The sequence below is a fragment of the Mucilaginibacter sp. 5C4 genome (assembly GCF_034345625.1).
In the GTDB taxonomy this organism is placed as follows: domain Bacteria; phylum Bacteroidota; class Bacteroidia; order Sphingobacteriales; family Sphingobacteriaceae; genus Mucilaginibacter; species Mucilaginibacter aurantiaciroseus.
Genome location: NZ_CP133775.1, coordinates 866,090 through 890,093 on the forward strand (window position 1 = coordinate 866,090; position 24,004 = coordinate 890,093).

General features: G+C 43.4%; 20 protein-coding genes. 11 read left to right on the forward strand and 9 right to left on the reverse strand.

Going from position 1 to position 24,004, the window contains the following annotated elements; translation table 11 throughout:
- Positions 1 to 69: 69 nt before the first annotated feature.
- Positions 70 to 552 (reverse strand): hypothetical protein, encoded by a 483-nt coding sequence (locus RHM67_RS04015; protein WP_322230775.1) that lies wholly within the window; start codon positions 550 to 552, stop codon positions 70 to 72.
- 193 nt (positions 553 to 745) lie between these two features.
- Between RHM67_RS04015 and RHM67_RS04020 the strand changes: the two genes are divergently transcribed.
- Positions 746 to 1,621, forward strand: a complete 876-nt coding sequence (locus RHM67_RS04020; protein WP_322230776.1) for a DMT family transporter — start codon at positions 746 to 748, stop codon at positions 1,619 to 1,621.
- Here the strand turns inward: RHM67_RS04020 and RHM67_RS04025 are convergent, their stop codons facing one another.
- The 3 genes from RHM67_RS04025 to RHM67_RS04035 form a co-directional block, all read right to left on the reverse strand.
- Positions 1,622 to 2,536, reverse strand: a complete 915-nt coding sequence (locus RHM67_RS04025; RefSeq protein WP_322230777.1) for an alpha/beta hydrolase — start codon at positions 2,534 to 2,536, stop codon at positions 1,622 to 1,624. It lies immediately after the preceding gene.
- 162 nt (positions 2,537 to 2,698) lie between these two features.
- A protein-coding gene (prfB, locus tag RHM67_RS04030) for a peptide chain release factor 2 (protein ID WP_322230778.1) occupies positions 2,699 to 3,791 on the reverse strand; the annotation gives its coding sequence in 2 pieces (ribosomal slippage) (positions 2,699 to 3,730 and positions 3,732 to 3,791; 1,092 coding nt in all).
- Between the two features lie 84 nt (positions 3,792 to 3,875).
- Positions 3,876 to 4,316, reverse strand: a complete 441-nt coding sequence (locus tag RHM67_RS04035; protein WP_322230780.1) for a hypothetical protein — start codon at positions 4,314 to 4,316, stop codon at positions 3,876 to 3,878.
- Positions 4,317 to 4,579: 263 nt separating this feature from the next.
- Here RHM67_RS04035 and pgi point away from each other — a divergent pair, with 263 nt between their 5' ends.
- Positions 4,580 to 6,226 (forward strand): glucose-6-phosphate isomerase, encoded by a 1,647-nt coding sequence (gene pgi / locus RHM67_RS04040; RefSeq protein ID WP_322230781.1) that lies wholly within the window; start codon positions 4,580 to 4,582, stop codon positions 6,224 to 6,226.
- 127 nt (positions 6,227 to 6,353) lie between these two features.
- Here pgi and RHM67_RS04045 read toward each other — a convergent pair whose 3' ends face one another.
- The 4 genes from RHM67_RS04045 to RHM67_RS04060 all read right to left on the reverse strand — a co-directional run bounded on the left by RHM67_RS04045 (position 6,354) and on the right by RHM67_RS04060 (position 10,828).
- Complete coding sequence (locus RHM67_RS04045; protein ID WP_322230783.1) at positions 6,354 to 7,439, reverse strand: glutaminyl-peptide cyclotransferase; 1,086 nt, start codon at positions 7,437 to 7,439, stop codon at positions 6,354 to 6,356.
- Positions 7,414 to 7,782 (reverse strand): YraN family protein, encoded by a 369-nt coding sequence (locus RHM67_RS04050; protein WP_322230785.1) that lies wholly within the window; start codon positions 7,780 to 7,782, stop codon positions 7,414 to 7,416. Before RHM67_RS04050 ends, RHM67_RS04045 begins: the two co-directional genes overlap by 26 nt.
- On the reverse strand, positions 7,782 to 9,713 hold the full coding sequence (gene dnaG / locus RHM67_RS04055) for a DNA primase (protein WP_322230787.1): 1,932 nt from the start codon (positions 9,711 to 9,713) through the stop codon (positions 7,782 to 7,784). Before dnaG ends, RHM67_RS04050 begins: the two co-directional genes overlap by 1 nt.
- 254 nt (positions 9,714 to 9,967) lie before the next feature.
- Complete coding sequence (locus RHM67_RS04060) at positions 9,968 to 10,828, reverse strand: transglutaminase-like domain-containing protein (RefSeq protein ID WP_322230789.1); 861 nt, start codon at positions 10,826 to 10,828, stop codon at positions 9,968 to 9,970.
- A 46-nt stretch (positions 10,829 to 10,874) separates the two neighbouring features.
- Here RHM67_RS04060 and RHM67_RS04065 point away from each other — a divergent pair, with 46 nt between their 5' ends.
- A complete protein-coding gene (locus RHM67_RS04065; RefSeq protein ID WP_322230791.1) occupies positions 10,875 to 11,660 on the forward strand; it encodes an O-methyltransferase in 786 nt (261 codons plus the stop codon).
- 78 nt (positions 11,661 to 11,738) lie between these two features.
- On the opposite strand, the gene RHM67_RS04070 is transcribed toward RHM67_RS04065, so the two are convergent.
- Positions 11,739 to 12,875: a polymerase gene (locus RHM67_RS04070; RefSeq protein ID WP_322230793.1), complete on the reverse strand. Its 1,137-nt coding sequence runs from the start codon at positions 12,873 to 12,875 to the stop codon at positions 11,739 to 11,741.
- A gap of 113 nt (positions 12,876 to 12,988) precedes the next feature.
- Here RHM67_RS04070 and RHM67_RS04075 point away from each other — a divergent pair, with 113 nt between their 5' ends.
- The 8 genes from RHM67_RS04075 (at position 12,989) to RHM67_RS04110 (ending at position 23,912) form a co-directional block, all read left to right on the forward strand.
- Positions 12,989 to 13,969 carry a deoxyhypusine synthase family protein gene (locus RHM67_RS04075; RefSeq protein ID WP_322230795.1) on the forward strand — a complete coding sequence of 327 codons (981 nt, stop codon included), beginning with the start codon at positions 12,989 to 12,991 and terminating at the stop codon, positions 13,967 to 13,969.
- Positions 13,970 to 14,395: 426 nt separating this feature from the next.
- The gene (locus tag RHM67_RS04080) at positions 14,396 to 15,673 is read left to right on the forward strand and encodes a cytochrome c3 family protein (protein WP_322230797.1); all 1,278 of its coding nucleotides are present in this window, start codon (positions 14,396 to 14,398) and stop codon (positions 15,671 to 15,673) included.
- A gap of 41 nt (positions 15,674 to 15,714) precedes the next feature.
- On the forward strand, positions 15,715 to 18,798 hold the full coding sequence (locus tag RHM67_RS04085) for a TAT-variant-translocated molybdopterin oxidoreductase (RefSeq protein ID WP_322230799.1): 3,084 nt from the start codon (positions 15,715 to 15,717) through the stop codon (positions 18,796 to 18,798).
- 26 nt (positions 18,799 to 18,824) lie between these two features.
- A complete protein-coding gene (gene nrfD, locus RHM67_RS04090; RefSeq protein WP_322230801.1) occupies positions 18,825 to 20,297 on the forward strand; it encodes an NrfD/PsrC family molybdoenzyme membrane anchor subunit in 1,473 nt (490 codons plus the stop codon).
- Positions 20,298 to 20,299: 2 nt separating this feature from the next.
- Positions 20,300 to 20,836, forward strand: coding sequence for a DUF3341 domain-containing protein (locus RHM67_RS04095; RefSeq protein ID WP_322230803.1), 537 nt, complete (start codon positions 20,300 to 20,302; stop codon positions 20,834 to 20,836).
- On the forward strand, positions 20,829 to 21,404 hold the full coding sequence (locus tag RHM67_RS04100; RefSeq protein WP_322230805.1) for a cytochrome c: 576 nt from the start codon (positions 20,829 to 20,831) through the stop codon (positions 21,402 to 21,404). The genes RHM67_RS04095 and RHM67_RS04100 overlap by 8 nt, the downstream gene beginning before the upstream one ends.
- A gap of 12 nt (positions 21,405 to 21,416) precedes the next feature.
- Entirely contained in the window at positions 21,417 to 22,673 is a 1,257-nt protein-coding gene (locus RHM67_RS04105) for a quinol:cytochrome C oxidoreductase (protein ID WP_322230807.1), read from the forward strand.
- 48 nt (positions 22,674 to 22,721) lie between these two features.
- Positions 22,722 to 23,912, forward strand: coding sequence for a cytochrome c oxidase subunit II (locus RHM67_RS04110; protein ID WP_322230809.1), 1,191 nt, complete (start codon positions 22,722 to 22,724; stop codon positions 23,910 to 23,912).
- Positions 23,913 to 24,004: the final 92 nt, after the last annotated feature.

A 24,004-nucleotide genomic window follows, 5' to 3' on the forward strand; every position in this document is an offset into this window, starting at 1 on the left:
CAAATAGATTTTTATAATGCCTAAAGCCCTCCCTAAGCGGGGAGGGCTTGCGTGGGGCTGGATATAAAATTAGCGAGGCAGGTAAATTAAAAAATTGCCTTTAGTGAATTTAACGCTATCCGGATAAATGCTTGATGTAGCGGGGAACGTACGTTTAAATTTCAAAGTGAATTTCCCGGTAATGGCTTTCACGGTTGAATCTACGTCGGTAACTTCAAGCGTGCTGCCTGCAGCAATCCCCGCGTTATAACGGCTTACGGTATCGTTACCAACTATTTGGTAGTATTTTGCCTGGTTGCCGGTTAACGTATAAGTCCCTTTACCGGTATATTTGATGTGCATTTTAATACCGGCATCCCTGCTAAGGCCTAAAACAGAAATGGAGTCGGTGCCAATTTTTTTGCTGAATGGCTCTGCATAAACCGATAGGCCGTTTCGTTCGGTGACAAAATATTGCTGGTACCCTGTTCTGCAGCAATTGTCGTCTTTTTTTAAGCAAGCGCTAAGTAAAAGTGTTAAGAGAGCCATGTAGGTAAATGTTAACTTTTTCATAATCTGTTTATTTAATGGTGTTGTTTGTACTATACGTTAAAAAAGTTGCTTGTGATACAGGGGGTGTGAAAATTTTTGTCAGAACTCGAATTTCAGGAATTTAAGAATGAGCAGAATGATTTTTACTTCCGTTCGATAAATTCCTTTAAAATTCCGGTTCAGACGAGCTATGTTTGCAGCTCAATAAAATCTGATGAAACCCAAACTGAGCCTTGTTATTGGCATTGTGTGCATTTCCTTTTCGCCAATATTTGTAAAGCTTGCCGCTTCGCCGGCCATTACATCGGGCTTTTACAGGATATTTATTGCGTGGTTGTTGCTGCTACCTTATTGCATTTTAAAAGGCAAATTGAAAACTACCCGCCGGGCGCTTATCATCACCATTATTGGCGGCGTTGTTTTTGGGGCTGATATTGCCATGTGGAATATATCGTTGCTTAAGATCAGCGCTACTATCTCAACCTTATTGGCTAATCTCGCGCCGGTTTGGGTAGGGCTAATGAGTTATATACTATTCAAACATAAAGCAGGCAAGCTGTTTTGGGCGGGCACGTTTGTGGCGGTTATTGGGATGGTGATATTGGTAGGGTACGATAATGTGCTGCACCTACAATTTAGTTCGGGCATATTGTATGCCGTGGCTGCCAGTATGCTTTATGCCGCTTACCTCATGATCACTAAAGGCATCATTAAACATATAAATACCTTCACTTTTATGTTTTACAATATGCTTGGGGCGGCCGTGTTTCTGTTAACTATTGCGTTAATCCGTGGCGATGCGCTAACAGGCTTTGATACCGGCACTTGGGGCTGTTTCCTGGGGATGGGGATGCTTTGCCAGTTGATAGGTTGGCTTACCATCAATCATTCATTACGTTACCTCGAATCGACCAGGGTGGCAATATCCCTGCTCGGCCAAACCGTTATAGCAGGTTTTTTAGCCGTTGGCTTATTGGGCGAAACACTGCATGCGAAAGAAATTATTGGTGGTGTGATAGTTTTGGCAGGGATCGCTGTTTCATTTTTGAAAGCGAAAAACGTGGTTCTCGCTACAAAAAGAGCCGATTAATTATTTAGTTAACCACCCATTATCACCCATCCAGATCTTCGCCCAATCAAACCATAAACCCTTGCTTTTGGAATTTACCAAGCCGAATCCATGGCCACCAGCGGGGAACAGGTGCATTTCGGTTTTTACTTTATTTTTCAATAGAGCCTCGTACATTAATAAAGCATTTTCTACAGGTACCACATCGTCATCTTCGGCGTGGACGATAAAGGTTGGCGGCGTATTGGCGGTTACCTGTTTCTCGTTCGAGTATAGGTCGATCTGATCCTGTGTTGCGTTCTTGCCTATCAGGCTATCGCGCGAGCCAACGTGGGCCTTTTCGCCAAAGGTTATCACGGGGTAAATCAGCATCATAAAATCGGGGCGAACGCTGATGTTATCTTTATTATCAATCACTACCTTATCAAAATGCGTCCCCTCGGTTGATGCGAGGTGGCCCCCCGCCGAAAAACCAATAATGCCAATCCTGTTCGGATTAACGCCCCATTTGGCGCCATCCTGCCTAACCAGTTGTATCGCGCGCTGTGCATCCTGCAACGGGCCAATGGTTTTATCAACCATAATGCTATCAGTTGGTAAGCGGTATTTTAACACATATGCTGTAACGCCAATTTTATTGAATTCTTTAGCTATCGCGAAACCTTCATGAGCTGATGCCAGACCGCCGTATCCACCACCAGGGCAAATAACAATGGCCGTACCGTTGGCTGTGCCTTTTGCAGGCAGGTAAGGGGTTAATGTCGGCGTACTTACATTGGTTATCCAGTAAGTATCGTTCATGGTTTCCTTGTAGTTTGCAGGAGTGGGCTTGCTGTTAGGAACGCCTTTTGGATAAAGCGGTAAAGGCTTTTGTTCCTGGCTAAAGGCAATGGTTGTAGTGGCAGTCAATATCAACGCGGTTAAAATATGCTTCATTATAAAAAGTAGAATTGGTAAAGGTAAGTTACAACTTACATCAACAAAAAGCGATGCTGTGGTGTGCAGCATCGCTTTTTGTAATAATCTAAGAATGTTATGCTGAACTCGTTTCAGCATCTCTCGTGAAATCCTTCGACAAGCTCAGGATGACAAACGGGTTTAATTCTTCGGCCCTCCAAATTCCATCAGGTACGATTTCAGGAATTCGTTCAGGTCGCCATCCAGTACAGCGGCGGCGTTAGATGTTTCGTGATCTGTACGCAGGTCTTTAACCAGCTTATACGGGTGTAACACATAGTTGCGGATCTGAGACCCCCATTCTATCTTTTTCTTGTTGCCTTCCACCGCGCTTGATGCCTCTGCACGTTTGCGCATTTCAGCTTCATACAACTGTGATTTTAGCAAGCGGATAGCGTTTTCTTTATTCTGTAATTGCGAGCGCGACTCCTGGTTTTTGATGATGATACCCGATGGCTTGTGGTATAAACGTACGGCAGTTTCTACCTTATTTACGTTTTGGCCACCCGCACCACCTGCGCGGAAGGTCTCAAATTCAATATCGGCATCCTTCACTTCAATATCTATGGTATCATCTACCAAAGGGTAAACATATACTGAAGCAAATGAGGTATGGCGCTTGGCGTTAGAATCAAATGGTGAAATGCGCACCAAACGGTGGACGCCATTTTCGCCTTTCAGGTAACCATAAGCAAACTCACCCTCTATTTGCAGCGTAACTGTTTTTACACCGGTCACGTCACCTTCCTGGTAATCCTGTTCAGATACTTTATGCCCATTCTTTTCGGCCCACATAATGTACATACGCATCAGCATACCGGCCCAATCGCAGCTTTCGGTACCACCGGCGCCAGCTGTAATTTGCAGCACGGCGTTAAACTGATCTTCCTCGGCGCTAAGCATGTTTTTAAATTCAAGCTCCTCAACGGCAGTTAAGGCCTGTGCGTATTGGTCGTTCATTTCGCCCTCGGTAGCATCGCCACTTTGGAAAAACTCGAACAGTACGTTGGTATCTTCCACAAGCGAAACCACTTTCTGGAAAGCGTCGGTCCATATTTTTTTTGTTTTGATGGATGCCAAAACCTTTTCGGCATCTTTAGGATGGTCCCAAAAGTTTGGGCCTAAGGTTATATCCTGTTCCTTTTGCATGGCATCGAGTTTGGTATCGATGTCAAAGATGCCTCCTCAGGGAAGTTGTTCTATCCCTTAAATCCTGCATGTTCTCTTTTGTCATAATGGCAAATATATAAAATTGCGGTTAGGCCAATAAAAAAGGCCTACAATTAAATTGTAGGCCTCATTGTAAAACATTTTAAGCTTACGCTATACGTATCTGGTTTAGCAACATACCCATATTGGCAACGTTATTACCGCTAACCTTAGATAGTATGGTGCTTAATGCAAACTCTTTGTTCTGATCACCTTTAGATTGCTCCATCAACTGGTGCATAACCGGGGGTATCAAACTAGCGGCAATAGCCATAGCCTCTGTGGTACTGATATTATAAAAATTATTTAGCTTGTTGGCAAACCTGTTAACCGCACTTGTAATAAGCGGGTTTTCATAAATGGCCGAAAACTGAAAATATTTAACAAGGTCTTTTAACTTGCCGCTATCCATCTGGTTTTTTAAAACCTCTATGATAGAGCTTGAAGCCTCATTGATCACCGACTCGCGATCTCCCACCGCAATTACCGGGTTGTTAATAACAGCCGTATCAGCGTTACTTTTTACGAGCAAAAAAAGTTTTTCGAACATGGTGTAATGTATTTAAAAAACGAATTAAGAAAATGATGAAAAATGCCTGGTTTATTTACCAACCCCACAAATATATTAAATATTTATTTTCACTTTCTAAAAATTATCAAACATTTGTTGTTGAAATGACAATTCTGTTGGTGTAAAACAAACACTATGTAGGCATTGTTGATAAGTGTATAAATAACACCAAACTGTCCTTTTTTCACATTTAAAGCCTGGCGCAGTTTTAACTTGTTATTTTTACAAAAAACATTACAATTATGCTGCCAAATATTGATTTCACGAGCACCCAATCGTACAAATACTTAACCGACCATTACATCGATATCGTATCAAAAAGTTTAAAGGAATTATTTGAAACTGATACTCAGCGATTTGAAAAATTCTCTCTTCAGTTTGAGGATATTTTGGTGGATTATTCCAAAAACCGTATTGATGATGAAACACTTGCGTTGCTTGCCCAATTAGCACGCGAGTGTGGTGTAAACAAGGCAATTGAAGCCATGTATTCCGGTGAAACGATCAATGTTACCGAAGGCCGCCCTGTTTTGCACATCGCTTTGCGTAACCGCAGTAATACCCCAATTTTAGTTGATGGTAAAGATGTAATGCCCGATGTGAACGGCGTGTTAGATCATATGAAAGAATTTAGCGAGGCCATCATTAGCGGCGCGTGGACGGGTTACACCGGCAAAGCGATAACTGATGTGGTAAACATCGGCATCGGCGGATCAGACTTGGGCCCGGTGATGGTTACCGAAGCATTGAAAGCATACAAGAACCACTTAACCATGCACTTTGTATCCAATGTAGATGCAACGCACATTGTAGAAACATTAAAAGAGGTTGACCCGGAAACTACGCTGTTCCTGATCGCGTCAAAAACATTTACCACGCAGGAAACTATGGGAAACGCACACAGCGCCCGCGACTGGTTCATTAAAAACGGTGGTAAGGACGAGGATGTGGCCAAACACTTCGCGGCATTATCTACCAATAGTGAGGGTGTTGAGAAATTTGGTATCGACACTAAAAATATGTTTGAGTTTTGGGATTGGGTTGGCGGCCGTTACTCTTTATGGAGCGCGATAGGTTTATCCATTTCCCTGAGCGTTGGCTTTGATAATTTTGCAGCCTTGCTTGATGGCGCCCATGCCATGGACAACCACTTTAAAACCGCGCCACTTGAGCAAAACCTGCCTGCTATTTTAGCGCTGATAGGTATCTGGCATAACAACTTTTTTGAAGCCGAAACACAAGCTATCCTTCCGTACGACCAATACATGCACCGATTTGCGGCATACTTCCAACAAGGGGATATGGAGAGCAACGGTAAACATGTAGACCGTAATGGCAAGCATGTAGACTACCAAACCGGCCCCGTTATTTGGGGAGAGCCGGGCACCAACGGCCAGCATGCCTTTTACCAGTTGATACACCAGGGAACAAAATTGATCCCTTGCGACTTTATAGCACCTGCACAATCGCACAACCCGCTGGGCGAGCACCACAACATGCTGCTATCAAATTTCTTCGCCCAAACCGAAGCTTTGATGAACGGTAAAACCGAAGAAGTGGTAATTGACGAATTGGAAAAGGCCGGTAAAAGCGAAGAAGAGATAGAAAAAATTGCACCGTTTAAAGTTTTTGAAGGTAACCGCCCAACAAACTCTATCCTGGTTAAAAAAATAACGCCGCATACTTTAGGCAGCCTGATAGCCATGTATGAGCACAAAATATTTGTACAGGGCATCATCTGGAACATCTACAGTTTTGATCAATGGGGTGTTGAATTAGGCAAGCAATTGGCCGGCAAGATCCTGCCCGAGCTTAAAGGCAACGAAGAGATAATCAGTCACGATTCATCAACCAATGGTTTGATCAATCAATACAAAGCCTGGAGGTAGGTTCAGTTTTGAGTTTGCAGCAAGCAGTAGAAACGCCCTGTAGTTTCGAAAAGAAAAAGCTGCAAGTTTAAAACTTTGTATAGCCATTTTATAAAAAGAAAAGCCGCGAAATTCGCGGCTTTTCTTTTTACTTTTTCACAAACTTCACCTGGAACAATTTATCCCACTTTTTACCTGTGATGAAAATGCGTTTGGTTGCTTTATCATATGCAATGCCGTTCAGTACATCGGCGTGGGGGTTGCGCTGCCCTTCAGGATAAAGGCTCGTTAAGTCTATCTTTTGCTCAACAGCGCCGGTTTTGGGGTTTATTACCAAAATATAATCCTGGTGATAAACATTAGCATAAATCTTACCGTCTATATATTCCAGCTCATTTAGTTCGTTTATAGGGCCTTTATCGTCATACACATCAATAAATCCTTTTTGCTGGTAGGTATCTTTATTCAGGAACCAAATACGGTTGGTGCTGTCATCCATATAAATTTTGTCAGCATCATGGGTCATCCCCCAACCTTCTAATCCAACATTGTTGTCAAATTTGCTAAGAAGCGTAAGCGTTTTTTTATCGTATACAAACCCGATCTTCTCGGTGTAGGTAAGTTGTACAATTTTGTCGCCTATAACAGCTATTCCTTCAGCGAAGATCTTTGGGTCGATATTTGTTATTTTAAGTACTTTGCCGGTAGTGAGGTCAACCTTACGCAGGCTCGACTGACCATTTCCTTCTGCCGCCCGCCCGCCATCGCTTTCATATAAAATCCCGTCCTGGTATTCTAAACCTTCGGTATATGAGGAGGTATCATGCGGGAAAACCTTTTCTATTACAAAACCTAACTGCTCCGGTGCTTTGGCGGCAAGCAGGTTGATGTTTGTCGTAAGATCCTGACTTTTGCCGCCCTGGTAAACCTTGGCGGTAATTACTCGCGCGCCAAGAGCAATGCTATCGGTTTTAACTGTTACCGTGGCCGAGTCTTTAGCCGAGCCAACGCGTGTACTATCCAGTAAATAAACAACGGAATCTATCTTAACATCCTTTGGATAACCAATCTTCAGGGCAATTTGCTCGCCGCTTTTGTAGTTGCTGCCCGCATCCGGGCTAATGGTAAATTCGTCGTCTTTTTTATCTTGTCTACAGCTGTAGGGCAGCAGCGCTATAATGGCGAAAAGTGCTATACGTTTGTTCATCTTAAATGGCAGAAGGCCAAAAGGCATCTTCAATATGTTTTAATGTGTGGTTACTATTACGGTCAAACAGGATAGATATTATATCAAACCTAACTTCTCCCTGGTGGTTCATCAAATATATGTACTCGTCGGCAGCTTCTACCAGTAAACGCTGCTTTCGTGCATCAACAAAGTCTTCGGGTTCGCCAAAGGCATTGCCGGTACGGGTTTTAACTTCGGTAAATATAATAATCCCGGCTTTATAAGCGACCAGGTCTATCTCGGCTTTGCCGAAAACCCAGTTCTCATCCATTATCTCGTACCCCGTGGCTTCCAGGTGGGCTTTCGCCATTGCTTCGCCTTTTTTGCCGAGATCGTTGTGGGATGCCATTATTTTATAATCACCGAGCCTAAGTAATCAGAGATTGTCTTCTCCACCTTTTTCATGTGCATGTATTGGTTCAGCAGAATTTCCTGATCGACCTCTCCTGTAGTAGTTTGCAACTCGTTACGAATTTGTGTCAATATCTTACTAACCTTTTGCTTTTTTAGATGAAAAATAGCACCGAGGATGGTAGCTTTCATGTTGGCTTGCTCATCAGGCACCAAAATTTTGTGCATTTCGTACCAGTTCTCGCTCAGGATGTATTTGGTGGCAAGCATGGTTACTACCAGGTCAACTATGCCTTTATCATGATAATGGATAAAGTGCTGTTCCTCGGGCAGTACGCCATTCTCTACTTCCTGGCGGTAGATCTCCATGAACTTTTTAGTTTCCGTTTGCTCAAATTCCACATCACTTAACTCGGCTATCATAAAGGGGCCGATATAGGTATTGGCAATACCATCCCAATCGATCATTTTATTGCCGTAGTTTAAAAGCAGGCGGACTATCTCGCGCTCCTGCGTGTCCGATTCTTTGGCAATGTGCTCCTGCGGCTCTTCAAAAAATAAAAGGTCTTCGGGCGATGGCTCGGGTTTACGGCCCTGGTATGGCTGCTGACTGTCTTTTTTGGCCTTAGCCTGGCGCATTTTATTAAGCTCGGAGAGCAACGCGCGCTCGTCAATTTCCAGGCGGTTACTACATTCTTTTAGGAATACAGATGCCTTGATAGAATCGGGGATCTTGGCGATGCTTTCTACTATTTCGCGGATAACCTCGGCCTTTTTTATCGGGTCGTTCCCAACATCCTTTAGCAGGATCTCGGTTTTGTATAGGATAAAATCTTTTTTGTTTTTGTCTACGTGTGTTTTAAAGGCATTGGTGCCAAACTTTTGCACGTACGAATCCGGATCGTGCCCATCGGGGAACAGCACCACTTTTACGTTAAGGCCTTCCTCCAGGATCATATCCAGCCCGCGTAGCGAAGCTTTGATACCCGCTGCATCGCCATCATACAAAATGGTGATATTTTTGGTAAGGCGACCGATAAGCCTGATCTGCTCAACGGTTAACGATGTACCCGATGATGCCACCACATTCTCTATCCCCGCCTGGTGAACGGATATCACATCGGCATAACCCTCCACCAAATAGCAGTTATCTTCCTCGCGGATGGCTTTCTTGGCGAAGTACAAACCGTAAAGGATGCTCGATTTATGATAGATCTCCGACTCGGGTGAGTTTACATACTTGGGGACGTTCTTGTCGCTCTTTAACGTACGGCCGCCGAAAGCGATCACCCTGCCCGTAAAGCTATGGATAGGGAACATCACCCGGCCACGGTAACGGTCATACAGCGAGCCGTTATCGCGCTTAACGGATAACCCGCTCTCTACTATAAATTCTTCCTTGTACCCTTGTTTTAGGGCTTCTCCGGTAAAGGCTTCCCATTGGTCTGGCGAGTAGCCCAACTCAAACTTCTTGATGGTATCGTTGCTAAAACCGCGCTCTTTAAAATAGCTGTAGCCTATGCTTTTGCCTTCATCGGTATCCAGTAAGCTTTCGTGGAAGTATTTAGCCGCAAAGCCGGACACGATCATCAAACTTTCGCGGTGGTTCTGCTCCTCCAGGTTTTCGGTGGTATCAACCGTTTCCTCCACCTCGATGCCGTATTTTTTGGCCAGCCATTTCAGCGCTTCGGGGTAGGTGAACTTCTCCAGCTCCATTAAAAAAGTAACGGCGCTGCCTCCTTTGCCCGACGAGAAATCTTTAAAGATACCCTTAGCCGGCGATACCGTGAAGGACGGCGTACGCTCGTTAACGAAGGGGGAAAGGCCCACATAATTGGCCCCGCGCTTTTTTAATTGTACAAATTCGCCAATCACCTCCACAATATCTGTGGCTTCCATTATGCGGTCTACGGTGGGTTTGGTGATCATGTTTTAAAAAAGCGAGCCACAAAAATAGTGGTTTATACGTCTTGTTCTAAAGATATAAAAAAGTAATTGTTTTGGATAATTATAGGCGGGCTAAGAACATCATTGCCGTTGGCTTTAGCCAACAGATAGCAAATTGCGATGTTTGGGCTTTAGCCTAAATCTTAACGGCGTTTTGGCTGAAGCCAATGCGCTAATTGTTTGTATCCGTCACTTAAAAGTGACGGCAATGAGTTTACTAAAACGAGGTTAGTTTTTTATCCCCCCATTATCTGCAACAACTCATTCAATTCGTCCACCTTTTCTGATGAGCCCAAGTGTTCGTAGGCGCTGATGAGGTTGCGGATAACACGCTTAATAATGTCTGAGTTGGAGCAGGGTTCGTAAAACTGCTTATCAAATTTCAGGTTCAGTTGCTTCAAAAACATATCTACATCTCTGCGGCCAAAAATGAAACCTTTGTTAAACGCGTTAATGTAAAACAGGATGCCGCCTTCAAACTCGCTGTCGCGGCTTTCATCAAGGTAAGCCAGTATAAAATGCTGTGGCAGGTTTACACCGTAAATAGGAATGTCCAGCTTTTGGGCGATGATGGCGTAAATGATGGCTAATGAGATCTGGTTGCCCCTTTTAATGTCCAGTACCTGGCTTATATAGCTGTTCTGCGGGTCGCGGTGATTGGTGGTGTTGCCGCTAAAGCCGTGGATGCTGTAAAAAACGTGGTTCATTAACTTTACCTGCTCTACCGGGCTGGCCTCGTTCATCATTTGGATCCAAACGTCGCGTTTTATGGCTTCTATCTGGTTTATTACTTTTTGCTCGTCAAGATCAGGGTATTGGTAGCGGTTAATGATGAGGATACCCTGCAGCAGATCGAACGCGCCGCTTTGGTGCCAAAGTTTCAGGTCGTTTTTTACAGTGCCGAATTGGATCTCGTGAACCAGGTTGGCTATCCGTTCCTGTTGAATGGGGTCAAAGGCTTGTTCGAAAGCGCTTTCGAGGTAATCTATAGCTTCTGTACCGTAAGAAAGTAGCTTTTCGTGCACGTGGCCGAATATTTCAGCATCGGGGTCGTCCAGTAAACGGATAAGTGAATTTACTTCTGTAGGATTTATCATATATCTCTTATGCTAAAATACTAAACCTTTTAATAATTTTACAGCTATGTTCAATTTAACGTTCGCGAAAGATTATCTGTTGCACAGGCTTACGTCAAAAAACCGTCATGGTTTGCACTCTCCATTTGTATACCGCCTGGTAGACCAGGTGATATATGATAAAGCTGATAAACCTGTATATGAAATGATAGAACAAGAGCGCGACATTTTGCTGACGGACGACCGCTACATTAACGTTACCGACCTGGGAGCAGGGTCGCATGTGAACAATAACAAACAAAAAGCCATAAGCGCCATCACCATGAACGCGCTTAAACCACCTAAGCTGGCTAAGCTGCTTTACCGACTTGCGGCATCAACTAAACCCGCGAGTATTGTTGAACTGGGCACCTGCCTTGGTATTACCACACTGTACCTGCAGGCCGCCGCGCCAAATGCCAAAGTATATACCTTAGAAGGCTGCCCCGAAACCGCCGGCGTTGCCAAAGATGTTTTTACCAGGGCAGGGGTAAAGGATATAAACGTAATCACCGGGAACTTTGACGATACCCTGCCAAATGTTATTGCCGGACTGGACAAACTTGATTTTGTATACATAGATGGCAACCACCAACGCGATGCCACGCTCAAATACTTTGAATGGTGCCTGCCCAAAGTGCACGAAGATACCATGCTGATCTTCGATGATATTTATTGGAGCGATGGCATGAAACAGGCCTGGGCACAAATAAAAGCCCACTCGCAGGTAACGGCCACTGTCGACCTGTTTTGGATAGGCGTGGTGTTTTTTAAAACCGGGCAGGCGAAGGAAGATTTTAAAATAAGGGTGTAGCTGATTATGCAGATTTCAGATGTGCGGATGTACAGAGTATTTCCTAATCTGCACATCCAAAATTCGCATATCTGCACATCAGAAAGCTTCCCCTAACCCCACATAAACACCGCTTTGCCTGCTTTCGCCGGGGCGTTTTTCGCCAACACCGTAATCTACACGGATGCTGAGGCCTTTTTGCACATCGAAGAAGTAGCGCAGTCCGCCGCCGTAATTTGGCTTTAGTTGATTAAAGTTAAAATCTTTGTTGAACACCTCTCCTCCGCCTATAAAGCCCACAATACCAAAACGTTCTGTCATGCGGTAGCGCAGTTCGGTTTGGCCGACTAAGAGGTTGCGGTCGCGGAAACGGCCGTTGTAGTAGCCGCGCATCATTTCGTCGCTGCCCAGTGCGGGTAACAGGTAAAACGGCGACTGGCTGCCCGTCATGTTCTGGCTTTGCACATCAAGCCCTAACACAAATTTTTTGCCAAGGGCTATAAAATGCGTTACCTCTATATTTAAAAAGCCGCCGCTGTAACCGCTATTGCCACCCACGCCATGCATGATGTTTAAATAACTGGTAAGCGTGGTGCCACTGGTGGTGTAGGTGTTATTGTTGCGGCTATCCAATATAAAACTTGGCCCAAAGTAAAGGATGGTACCTCCGTTTTTACCCTCAATGGTTGGGTCGGTAGCGAAAATGCCGCCGGGTTCCTGGTCGTGGAAACGGTAATCATAGCCACCGGCCACCAATCCCAGGTAAATATAGTCGCCAAGTTTTTTCTCCCCGGTAAAGGTTACGCGAAAGCGTTTTTGGCCCAGGCGGTCGGCATCCGCTTTAGCGGTATTGTTGCCTATGCCATAAAAATCGAACGGGAAATTGATATACCCAATCGCGCCCGTAAAATGGTAATTGTTATTTGGCGCCCAGTAGCTGCTGCTTAAGTTTACCCTGCTTTGGCCTTTGGTGGTCAATGTCGCGTAAGCAAAAATATTGGATACCCGGGTTTTGTTGCTGAGGGTATCAGTATAAAAAGAATAAAGGGCCGAACCGCCTGCTTCCAAACCTGTTTCGGGTGCCGAACTAATGACGGGGAGTACCACAAAGCTGCCGCGTTTGCTGGTATCCTTCTCAAAATACATGCGGCGGATAAATTTCGGCAGCATTTTTACCTGGGCGAAAACGGGTATTATAAGGGTGGATAAGAGTAAAATGAGGATGATTTTTTTCATGTGCTGTAGTGCCATAAAGGTAATTTTAAAGCACTTGTTTTGTAGAATTTGTAATTTAAAATTCTGATGTGCGCAAAATACCTACTTTTGCAAAATAATAATAGTAAAATAATATGAGCACAGCAAGAGGCCCTATATCTCAGTTCATCGAGAAAAACTACCTGCATTTTAATGCAGCGGCATTAATGGATGCAGCCAAAGGTTACGAAACACATTTAACCGAAGGCGGCAAAATGATGGTGACCATTGCTGGTGCCATGAGCACCGCAGAACTGGGCATTTCACTTGCCGAAATGATCCGCGAGGGTAAAATTGACATTATATCATGTACAGGTGCAAACCTGGAAGAGGATATCATGAACCTGGTAGCGCACTCGCATTACAAACGTGTGCCTAATTACCGGGATCTTAGCCCACAGGATGAGTGGGATTTGTTAGAGAACCACTATAACCGTGTTACCGATACCTGTATCCCCGAGGAAGAAGCCTTCCGCCGTTTGCAGAAACATATTTATAAGATCTGGAAAGATGCTGATACCGCTGGAGAACGTTATTTCCCGCATGAGTTTATGTACAAGATCTTGCTAAGCGGCGAGTTGGAACAGTATTATGAGATAGACCCTAAAAATTCATGGATGCTGGCAGCGGCAGAGAAAAACCTGCCAATTGTTGTACCGGGTTGGGAAGACAGTACTATGGGTAACATCTTCGCGTCGTACGTTATTAAAAACGAAATAAAAGCCACTACCATGAAAAGTGGTATCGAATATATGGCATGGCTTGCCGATTGGTATCCGAAAAATTCGGGTGGTAAAGGCGTAGGCTTTTTCCAGATAGGTGGCGGTATTGCCGGCGATTTCCCAATTTGTGTGGTGCCGATGCTTTACCAGGATATGGAAATGACCGACATCCCTTTCTGGAGTTATTTTTGCCAGGTAAGCGATTCTACAACCTCTTATGGTTCGTACTCGGGCGCTGTGCCAAACGAAAAAATCACCTGGGGTAAACTGGACATCAATACCCCTAAATTTATTGTAGAAAGCGACGCGACAATTGTTGTTCCGTTGATATTTGCGTGGATCTTAAAGCAATAATTTAATAACCATAATTGAAAAGGCTGTTTGGATATCCAAACAGCCTTTTTTAATTTTTCTGATGTTACATTAGCAATTAATAGTTGAAGTTATTAGTAAATTTTAAAATTTGTTATAGTTTTAATGCGGTTATTGTTAATGTGGCGGATAATTGGCTGGATATTAAAACAATAAATAGGTTTTCAAAGTATCTTTACATATTTTCTTTTTTCACATACTGCCCGCTTTTGGCAAAACAGTGTTTACAGTAATTTAAAGGGGTTTAATCGGTAATTTAGAACGATTATAAATTAGACATTGCGGTCATTATATTGTCAGCGATACTGTAATAAATTATACTTTTGTAGCTGAAAAAGTGACTAAATCAAGCAGCTTTACGTCAGTTTAACACTTATATATAAAAATTATTTAGCATAAATACCTTATATGAGAAATATCTCATTGATTATTAAACAGTTTTCAAGGTCGGTTTTACTGGTTGCCGGTTTGGTTGTGGTAGGCTTAACAGCCCACGCGCAAACAGACGCAGCAAAAGGTGAAGCTATATTTAAGGCCAAATGTACCGCGTGTCACAAAATAGATGTGCGTATGACCGGCCCGGCCTTAGGTCCGCAGTTAACAGAAGAAACTGATGACGCTTACCTAACCAAATGGATCCAAAACAACCAGGCATTAATTGCTGCCAAAAACCCCAAGGCCGTTAAAATATTTAACGAGTACAACCAGGCGGGTATGACAGTATTTGCCGAGTTGAGCAATGCAGATGTTGGTAATGTTATCACTTACATCCGTGCTGATTGGAAAAAGATCCAGGACGATAAAGCAAAAGCACCTGCAGGTGGCACAGCAGCAGCAGCCGAAGATAAAGGCCCAAGCGCTTTAGTTGTTTGGAGTTTATTAGGCGTTATTGTTATTGCGTTCGTCGTTATCCTTGTTTTAAATAAAGTAATTGCAACGCTTGAGCGTTTGTTGCTTAACAAAAAAGGGATCTTTGAAGAAGAAGAAGTTGTTGAGGAAGAGAAAGTACCTGTAGATAAATTAGCTATAGTTAAAAAGCTTCTTAAAAACAAAAAACTTGTTTTCTTTTTAGTGCTTTGCGCTGTTGTTGGCTTAGGTAGCTTTAGCTGGATCACCATGTGGAATACTAACGTTCACCAGGGATACCAACCGGTACAGCCTATCAAATACTCGCACCAGTTACACGCAGGTGTCATGAAGATAGAGTGTCAATACTGTCACTCAGGTGCATACAAATCTAAAAATGCTTCGATACCATCGTTGAACGTTTGTATGAACTGCCACAAAGTTGTTAAGACAGAATCACCGGAGATCCGCAAAATTTACGATGCTTTGGGTTACGACCCTAACACCGCAAAATACGATAGTACTAAATCAAAACCAATCCAGTGGGTGCGTATACACAACCTGCCCGATCTGGCTTACTTTAACCATTCGCAACACGTTACAGTTGGCGCAATAAAATGCCAAACTTGCCACGGCCAAATTCAGGAAATGAAGGAAGTATATCAATATTCTCCACTTACCATGAAATGGTGTATCCAGTGTCACAAACGTACCGAGGTTAACGGGAAAGGCAATGCTTACTACGACAGCATACTTGCTGCCCATGATAAAATTAAAAAGGGTGAAAAAGTTACTGCAGCAGTGTTAGGCGGTATTGAGTGTGCTAAGTGCCACTACTAATAATTATTAAGAACAGTACATTACAGTTTATATAACTATAAATGGATAGCAATAAAAAATACTGGAAAGGTTTAGAAGAACTGAACAAAACGCCAGAATTTGTTGAGAAAAATAAACACGAATTTGCCGAGCCAATTCCTATCGAGGAGGTTTTAAGCGGAGGCGGCCTTATGGGCAAAACCCCCCGTCGCGACTTTTTAAAGGCATTAGGCTTTGGTGTTGGTGCGGTTACATTAGCGGCTTGCCAAAAAGTACCGGTACACAAATCGATCCCTTACTTAATTAAACCGGAGGAGATAACCCCGGGTGTGGCTAACTACTACACATCTACTTATGATGGTAGCGCAATTTTGGTTAAAACCCGCGAAGGCCGCCCTATTAAGGTTGAAGGTAACCCTAAAGATCTTTTATCAAAAGGTGGTTTAAGTGCGCAGGCACAAGCATCAGTGCTTGAGCTTTACGATACCAGCCGCGTTAAAGACCCTCAATTGAACGGTACCGACAGCAGCTGGTCTGAGATTGACGCTTTTGTAAAAAGCAAACTTGCAGCGGTTGCAGCAAGTGGCAAAACCATCAGCATCGTTTCATCAACAGTACACAGCCCGTCTACACAAGCGGTAATTGCTGAATTTATTGCAAAATATCCTACTGCAAAACACGTACAGTACGACGCAGTTTCTTATACAGGTATTATAAAGGCTAACCAAAACAGTTTTGGTAAAGCGGTATTACCTCACTACAATTTTGATAAGGCTGACATCATTGTAAGCTTCGCGGCAGATTTTCTTGGAACATGGATCTCTGGTGAAGAGTTTACCCGCCAGTACGTATCAAACCGTAACAACAAATCGCTCGAAGAAAAAAAGATGTCACGTCACATCCAATTCGAGAGCGGTATGAGCCTTACCGGTACCAATGCAGATGTGCGTATCGCCATCAAACCATCTGAAGAAGGTGTTGCCTTGGTTAACCTGTACAATGCTATATCAGGCACAACGTTACCGGGTTCAAAAAAATTAACTACAGTAAACGCAGATAAAGCCATCTTATTAGTAGCGGCAGAACTTAAAGCAGCAAAAGGCAAAGCCTTAGTTGTAGCCGGCTCAAACGATGTTGCTAAACAAGTTTTGGTAAATGCTATCAACTCTTTATTAGGCAGCTACGGCACCACTATCGATCTGGACAATCCATCTCGTCAGTACGCCGGTAATGATGGTGCCATTGTTGATTTCATTACACAAGCTAAAGCAGGTACAGTAGGTGCAGCATTATTCCTTGATGCTAACCCGGCTTATGATTACCATACCGCAGCCGCAGTTGTTGATGCATTGAAGAATGTAGGCTTAAAAGTTTCATTCTCTGATCATACCGACGAAACCGCGGCACTTTGTAATATTATTGCGCCAAACCACCACTATTTAGAGTCGTGGGGTGATGATAGCTCTGTAGAAGGTTACTACACGGTAATGCAGCCAACTATTAACCCGGTTAACAATACCCGCCAGGCCGAGCATAGCCTGTTGGTTTGGGCTGATAGCGCAACTAAAGATTACTACACATTTGTAAGAAATAACTGGAACACCAGCTTATTAGCCAAAGGCGGTTTATCTGGCCAGGCTGGTTGGGAAACCTTATTACAAACTGGTTTTGTATTGGTAGCACCTGTTGCTGCCGGTTCATACACCTTTAACTATGAACTTAACGCGGTTGCACAAACCATATTAGGCCAAAGTGCTAAACTTGCCGAAGGTGGTAAAGTGGAGCTGCAGGTTTACCAGAATACAGCAATGCGCGATGGTAAAAAAGCAAACAACCCATGGTTGCAAGAGTTACCTGACCCGGTTTCTAAAGTTACCTGGGACAACTTTGCAGCGATGTCTCCATCTGATATTAAAAAGATGGGCCTTGATGAATTTGAGGTTGTTGAGATCACCGCGAATGGTTACACGGTAACATTACCGGTATTATCACAACCGGGCCAGGCGCCGGGCACAGTATCTGTAGCTGTTGGTTACGGCCGTACTGCAGCAGGCCTTGTTGGTAACAATGTAGGTAAAAACGCGTATCCATTCCTTAGCTTCCTAAACGGTACGTTCCAAACAAACGCATCGGCAACTGTAAAAGCTACAGGCGATATATTCCCGCTTTCGCAAACACAAACGCATCACTCTTTTGAGGGCCGTAACATTATCCGCGAAGCAACCTTTACCGAATACAAGAAAGATGCGCGTGCAGGTAGCGGTAAAGAAGGTGAAGAAGAGAAGATGTTTGACCTTTGGGAGAGCACTAACGAAGACACCATCCACGCTCGCCCTGTTTATGACTGGGTTATGGCTATCGACTTAAATGCATGTACAGGTTGTGGCGCTTGCGTTGTAGCATGTAGTGCAGAAAACAACATACCTGTTGTTGGTAAAGACGAAGTTGGCCGCCGCCGCGAGATGCACTGGATCCGTATTGACCGTTACTACAGCTTTGAACAAAATGGCGAGGCTAAGGTTGATAGCCGTTCTGGTAAAGTAACGCAAGAGAAAGAAATTGAGAAACTGGCCGATTTTAGCAACGTTACCGTTGTTCACCAGCCAATGCTTTGCCAGCACTGTGACCACGCACCTTGTGAAACTGTTTGCCCGGTATTAGCTACCACGCACTCAAGCGAAGGTTTAAACATGATGGCTTACAACCGTTGTGTTGGTACACGTTACTGCGCAAACAACTGCCCATACAAGGTGCGCCGCTTTAACTGGTTCAACTACTGGAACGATTCTCGTTTTGATAATTACTTAAATAACGAGCATACACAATTAGTACTTAACCCCGATGTTACTACACGTTTCCGTGGGGTAATGGAAAAATGCTCGATGTGTGTGCAACGTATACAAGCAGGTAAATTACAGGCTAAAATAGAAAAACGCCCGCTTAGGGATGGCGAAGTTAAAGTTGCTTGTCAGCAAACTTGTTCTGCAAACGCTATCGTGTTCGGTAACAGGAACGACCCTAACTCTGAAGTTTCAAAAGCTTTGAAGAGCGAGCGTACTTACTATGTACTTGAAGAACTTAACGTAAAACCGGGTATTGGATACCAGGTGAAAGTTAGGAACACCGGAACTGAATCATTGGCTTAATTTTACATCGAGATATATAACAACATATGGCTCATCAACATGAATCAATAATCAGGGAACCGTTAATGACGGGCAAAGACATGACCTTTGCCAAGATCACTAACGATATATTGTTACCTGTAGAGAATAAACCTAACAAAGCTTGGTGGATCGGTTTTACCGTATCATCATTAGGCTCATTGTTATGGGTAGTGTCTATCAGCTACACCTTTTGGTTTGGCTTAGGCGCTTGGGGACTTAACAAAACTGTAGGATGGGCCTGGGATATTACCGGTTTCGTATGGTGGGTAGGTATTGGTCACGCAGGGACACTGATCTCGGCGGTACTATTGATTTTCCGTCAAAACTGGCGTAACTCCATTAACCGGTCTGCAGAGGCGATGACCATCTTCGCGGTAATTTGTGCCGCTACATACATTGTAGCACACATGGGCCGCCCATGGTTAGCATACTTCACCTTACCGCTTCCAAACCAGTACGGCTCACTTTGGGTAAACTGGAACTCGGCGCTGATGATGGATGTGTTCGCGATCTCAACTTACTTCTCGGTTTCATTATTGTTCTGGTACACAGGTTTATTGCCTGATATCGCTTCGATCCGTGACCGTGCAACAGGCTTACGTAAACGTATCTATTCAATACTATCATTCGGCTGGACAGGTTCATTAAAAACCTGGCAGCGTTTCGAAACCGTATCTTTGATACTTGCAGGTATATCTACACCACTGGTACTATCGGTACACACCATTGTATCATTTGACTTTGCTACGTCGTTAGAGCCGGGATGGCACACCACCATCTTCCCTCCATACTTCGTTGCGGGTGCTATCTTCTCTGGTTTCGCGATGGTGCAAACACTATTGCTGGTAACCCGTAAGGTGTTAGGTTTAGAAAACTACATTACCATGTTCCACATCGAATCGATGAATAAGATCATCTTATTAACAGGTTCTATCGTGGGCGTGGCTTATATAACCGAGTTTTTCATCGCGTGGTACTCTGGTGTAGAGTATGAGCAATACGCTTTCATCAACAGGGCAACTGGCCCGTACTGGTGGGCTTACTGGAGCATGATGAGCTGTAACGTAATTTCGCCACAGCTATTCTGGTCAAAATACTTGCGTACCAATATTAAATTCTCATGGTTCCTGTCAATCATCGTGAATATAGGTATGTGGTTCGAGCGTTTCGTAATTATCGTAACCTCGCTACACCGCGATTACATCCCATCAAGCTGGGCAATGTTCTATCCAACCTGGGTTGATGTGAGCGTGTTCATCGGGTCTATCGGTTTGTTCTTTACCATGTTCCTGTTATTTGTGAGGGTACTACCATCAGTAGCTATTGCCGAGGTTAAACTGATGCTTAAAACATCGAGTGAGCAGGCTAAGAAGAAACTTATTGAAGAAGGCCACCTTGAGCCGGCCGAGGTTCAGTATTACAAGGAGTCGTTAACAAAATTTGACAGTGTTGATTCGGCTGATTACGAAAAAGTATAAAAATGAGCAAGACTAAAATGATATTAGGCCTTTTTGATGACCCGGACGATATGATGCAGGGCATTGATAACCTACAGAAAAATAGCATCCCTATCTACGACATTTATACACCAATGCCAATACACGGTATTGAGGATAAAATGGGCGTTAAAGATTCGAGATTAGGTTACGCGGCATTTTGTTTTGGCTGCCTTGGTGCTACAGTAATATTTAGCATGATATATTATATGCTTGTGCACGATTGGCCAATGAATATAGGTGGTAAACCAAGTTTTGCAATACCAAACTTTGTACCGTTCACATTCGAGTGGACTATCCTTTTCACCGCGTTTGGTATGACGTTCACGTTCTTCGCAGCAACCCACCTTTTCCCTGGCCGTGCGCCACGTGTAATGGACCTGCGTGCAACCGACGACCGTTTTATAATAGCTGTTGATGCTAAAGGAAACGTGCCGCACGAGGATATAACCAATTTATTAAAACAAGCAGGTGCAGTAGAAGTAAAGCATAACGAAAGAAAATATGTTAGCTATGAATAAATTTAGAATATTGGGCACAACGGCTATCGTTATTGCTGCATCGATCGTTATTACATCGTGCAAGGATAAGCGTAGTACAGGTTGGGAATACGCTCCCAATATGTACGAACATACAGCATTTGACCCGGACCAGGCCAATCCAAACTTTAAGGATGGTAAAACAGCGCAATTACCGCCCGCAGGTACAATACCTTTAGGCTTTAAACGCTTTGATTACCCAAACACCCGTGAGGGCTACGATAAAGCAAGCCTTGAGGTTACCAACCTTATTGCTAACGCCCCTCAGCATTTGGCAGAGGGTAAAAAGCTTTTTACAACCTTTTGCTCGCCATGCCATGGTTTAACCGGGCAGGGTGATGGTTTAGTTGTGCAGCACGGTTACCCGCCGCCGCCATCTTACTCAAAAGGCCAGTCATCACGTGGTGGTGCAATGAAAGATCTTACAGACGGAAAAATATATCATACTATAACTTATGGTGTAAATGCGATGGGTTCTTACGCATCACAGGTAGCACCAGAAGAGCGCTGGAAGATAGTTATGTATGTACACCATTTACAAACTTTATAAGATTAATTTTTAATGAAGACTCATAATAGTATAGAAGAACGTTTTCAATTCACAGGTACAACCAAAACATTGAGTTTGGTTGGTATTGTAATTGGTATCATAGCAATTGCATTTGGCTTCATATTGGGTGGTGAACACGTACAACACACTTATAGCAACTTGTTGCTAATGTCTTACTACTTTGTTTGTGTTTGTACAGCAGGTGTGTTCTTTTGCGCTTACCAGTACGCGGCACAAGCCGGCTGGTCGGCATCCCTGATCAGGATCCCTCAGGCATTTGCCAAGGTGTTGCCTGTAGCAAGCATTATCTTAATAGCTGTAATTACTTTTGGCTTATTTAGCGAGCATGAAGTTATTGAACACGGTAAAAAGGAAATGGTACCATACCTGTATGCTCACTGGGCTACACATGGCTTAACCACTCTTGGCAGCGAAAACTACGATGCTATCATCGCGGGTAAAGCACCATTTTTAACTATCAAATTTTTCTACGGAATGCTTATTGTATTGTTAGGTGCCTACAGCTACTTTGGCTGGGCTTTAACAAAAACTTCGGTTGATGAAGATACTGAAGGCGGCATGCGTAACTACGATAAAAGCTTTAAACTGGCCTGTATATTCCTGGTGGTTTTTGGTTTTACGTTTCCAATCTTCGCGTTCGGTGTTATCATGTCATTAGAGGCACACTGGTTTTCTACCATGTTTGGCTGGTACAATTTGGCGGCAATGCACGTAAGCGGTTTAGCTATCATGGCGTTGATCATGATTCACCTGCAAAAGAAAGGTTATATGGAGTGGTTACATGTAGATCATATGCACAGTATAGGTAAACTTATCTTTGGTTTTTCTATCTTCTGGACATACGTATGGTTTGCACAGTTCTTCCTTACCTGGTATGCTAATATACCAGAGGAGTCTGTTTACTTCTACAAAAGATGGGAGCCCGAGTACAAATTCTGGTTCTGGTTTAATATCGTAATGAACTTTTTAGCGCCATTGTTACTGTTGATGTCTCGTGATGCTAAACGTGTAAGAAGCCGTATGATGTGGACCTGTCTGCTATTAGTAGCCGGCCATTGGTTAGATTACTACATTATGATTATGCCGGGTACGGTTGAAAAACCAGGTTTTGGTGTTGAGGAAATAGGTATATTTTTAGGTTTCGTGGGTTTATTTACTTTCTCGGTATTAACCGCGCTAAGCAGGTTTACATCGCTTATCCCTAAAAAACATCCGTTCCTGCAAGAGAGCCTCCATCATCACATATAATAATTGTTAAATTTGTAACCGGATACAGCAATTCAAATAACCAATAAAATGGGATTCAAAAATTTATTCAATTCTAAAAAAATACTTTCGCTTTTAGCTGTGTTTATGCTTTTGGGCACGAGCGTGCTTTTTGCGCAGGGTACAGAGGCAGCCGGTGCTACTGCAACAGATGCAGTTAAAGACAACGGCTTAGCAACTGCAGGTTATTATATCCTGCTTTTCCTTATCGTTTGTTTTGTTATCGGTATAGTTGGGAAGATCCTTCGCGTTTTCGATCTAACGCAACAGATCCAAAACAAAAAACCTATTAACTGGGATAATGTAATGGGTGTGTGCTGTCTTATATTCCTTATTGCAGGTGCATACGGGGCTTACTGGGAATTTACCGTACAGGGTGCCATGATATTGCCTGATGCAGCTTCAGAGCATGGTGTGAAATGGGATGAAATGTTCTGGACAACAACTACGTTAACAATGATCGTATTTGTAGTTACACAAATCTTGCTGTTCAGCTTCCTGTTCAAATACCGTCACAATGCAAACCGCCGTGGCCATTTCCTGCCACATAACAACACTATCGAGAAAGTTTGGACAATAGCACCAGCTATCGTTTTAACTATCCTTGTAATTTTCGGTTTCTTCACCTGGCAGCAAATCACCGATAACGTTGATGCTAAAGGCGAGCCTGCTTCTATCAATGTTGATATTACCGGCCACCAGTTTGCGTGGGAGTTACGTTACCCTGGTAAAGATGCCCGCTTAGGTAAAACCGACTACAAATTGGTTAGCGGTACAAACAAATTAGGTATCAACTTTAAAGATAAAGATAGCTATGATGATCTTCAGGCCGATACCATGTACTTACCGGTACGTAAATCTGTTAGGTTAAATATCCACGCGCAGGATGTTATCCATAGCGTTTATATGCCTCACTTCCGTGTACAACTGAACGCGGTACCGGGTTTACCAACTTTCTTTAAATTTAAACCAACCATTACTACTGCAGAGATGCGTATCAAATTGGATAAGCCAAATTTTGAATACGAGATACTTTGTAACAAGGTTTGTGGTGGAGCCCATTATAACATGAAAAAAGTTGTACGTGTGGTTACCGAGGCTGAATACCAGGCATGGTTAAGCCAACAGAAACCATATCTGACAGACGCGATTAAGAAAGACCTTAAATTTGCTGCAGAGAAAAAAGAAGTACAACCAAATAGGTTAGCGTTAAACAATTAATACAAAAAGATTAGCGAGTATGTCAACATTAACAGTTCACGATCACGTAGTAGCACATCACGAAGAAGATCACGGACACCATAAAGCAACTT

Coding starts and splice junctions, on each gene's coding strand:
- RHM67_RS04065 (WP_322230791.1), top strand. CDS start 10,875: ATGTTCAATTTAACGTTCGCGAAAGATTATCTGTTGCACAGGCTTACG.
- RHM67_RS04075 (WP_322230795.1), top strand. CDS start 12,989: ATGAGCACAGCAAGAGGCCCTATATCTCAGTTCATCGAGAAAAACTAC.
- dnaG (WP_322230787.1), bottom strand. CDS start 9,713: ATGATCACCAAACCCACCGTAGACCGCATAATGGAAGCCACAGATATT.
- RHM67_RS04080 (WP_322230797.1), top strand. CDS start 14,396: ATGAGAAATATCTCATTGATTATTAAACAGTTTTCAAGGTCGGTTTTA.
- RHM67_RS04050 (WP_322230785.1), bottom strand. CDS start 7,782: ATGGCATCCCACAACGATCTCGGCAAAAAAGGCGAAGCAATGGCGAAA.
- pgi (WP_322230781.1), top strand. CDS start 4,580: ATGCTGCCAAATATTGATTTCACGAGCACCCAATCGTACAAATACTTA.
- RHM67_RS04105 (WP_322230807.1), top strand. CDS start 21,417: ATGAAGACTCATAATAGTATAGAAGAACGTTTTCAATTCACAGGTACA.
- nrfD (WP_322230801.1), top strand. CDS start 18,825: ATGGCTCATCAACATGAATCAATAATCAGGGAACCGTTAATGACGGGC.
- RHM67_RS04085 (WP_322230799.1), top strand. CDS start 15,715: ATGGATAGCAATAAAAAATACTGGAAAGGTTTAGAAGAACTGAACAAA.
- RHM67_RS04045 (WP_322230783.1), bottom strand. CDS start 7,439: ATGCCTTTTGGCCTTCTGCCATTTAAGATGAACAAACGTATAGCACTT.
- RHM67_RS04015 (WP_322230775.1), bottom strand. CDS start 552: ATGAAAAAGTTAACATTTACCTACATGGCTCTCTTAACACTTTTACTT.
- RHM67_RS04110 (WP_322230809.1), top strand. CDS start 22,722: ATGGGATTCAAAAATTTATTCAATTCTAAAAAAATACTTTCGCTTTTA.
- RHM67_RS04100 (WP_322230805.1), top strand. CDS start 20,829: ATGAATAAATTTAGAATATTGGGCACAACGGCTATCGTTATTGCTGCA.
- RHM67_RS04095 (WP_322230803.1), top strand. CDS start 20,300: ATGAGCAAGACTAAAATGATATTAGGCCTTTTTGATGACCCGGACGAT.
- RHM67_RS04070 (WP_322230793.1), bottom strand. CDS start 12,875: ATGAAAAAAATCATCCTCATTTTACTCTTATCCACCCTTATAATACCC.
- RHM67_RS04025 (WP_322230777.1), bottom strand. CDS start 2,536: ATGAAGCATATTTTAACCGCGTTGATATTGACTGCCACTACAACCATT.
- RHM67_RS04020 (WP_322230776.1), top strand. CDS start 746: ATGAAACCCAAACTGAGCCTTGTTATTGGCATTGTGTGCATTTCCTTT.
- RHM67_RS04035 (WP_322230780.1), bottom strand. CDS start 4,316: ATGTTCGAAAAACTTTTTTTGCTCGTAAAAAGTAACGCTGATACGGCT.
- RHM67_RS04060 (WP_322230789.1), bottom strand. CDS start 10,828: ATGATAAATCCTACAGAAGTAAATTCACTTATCCGTTTACTGGACGAC.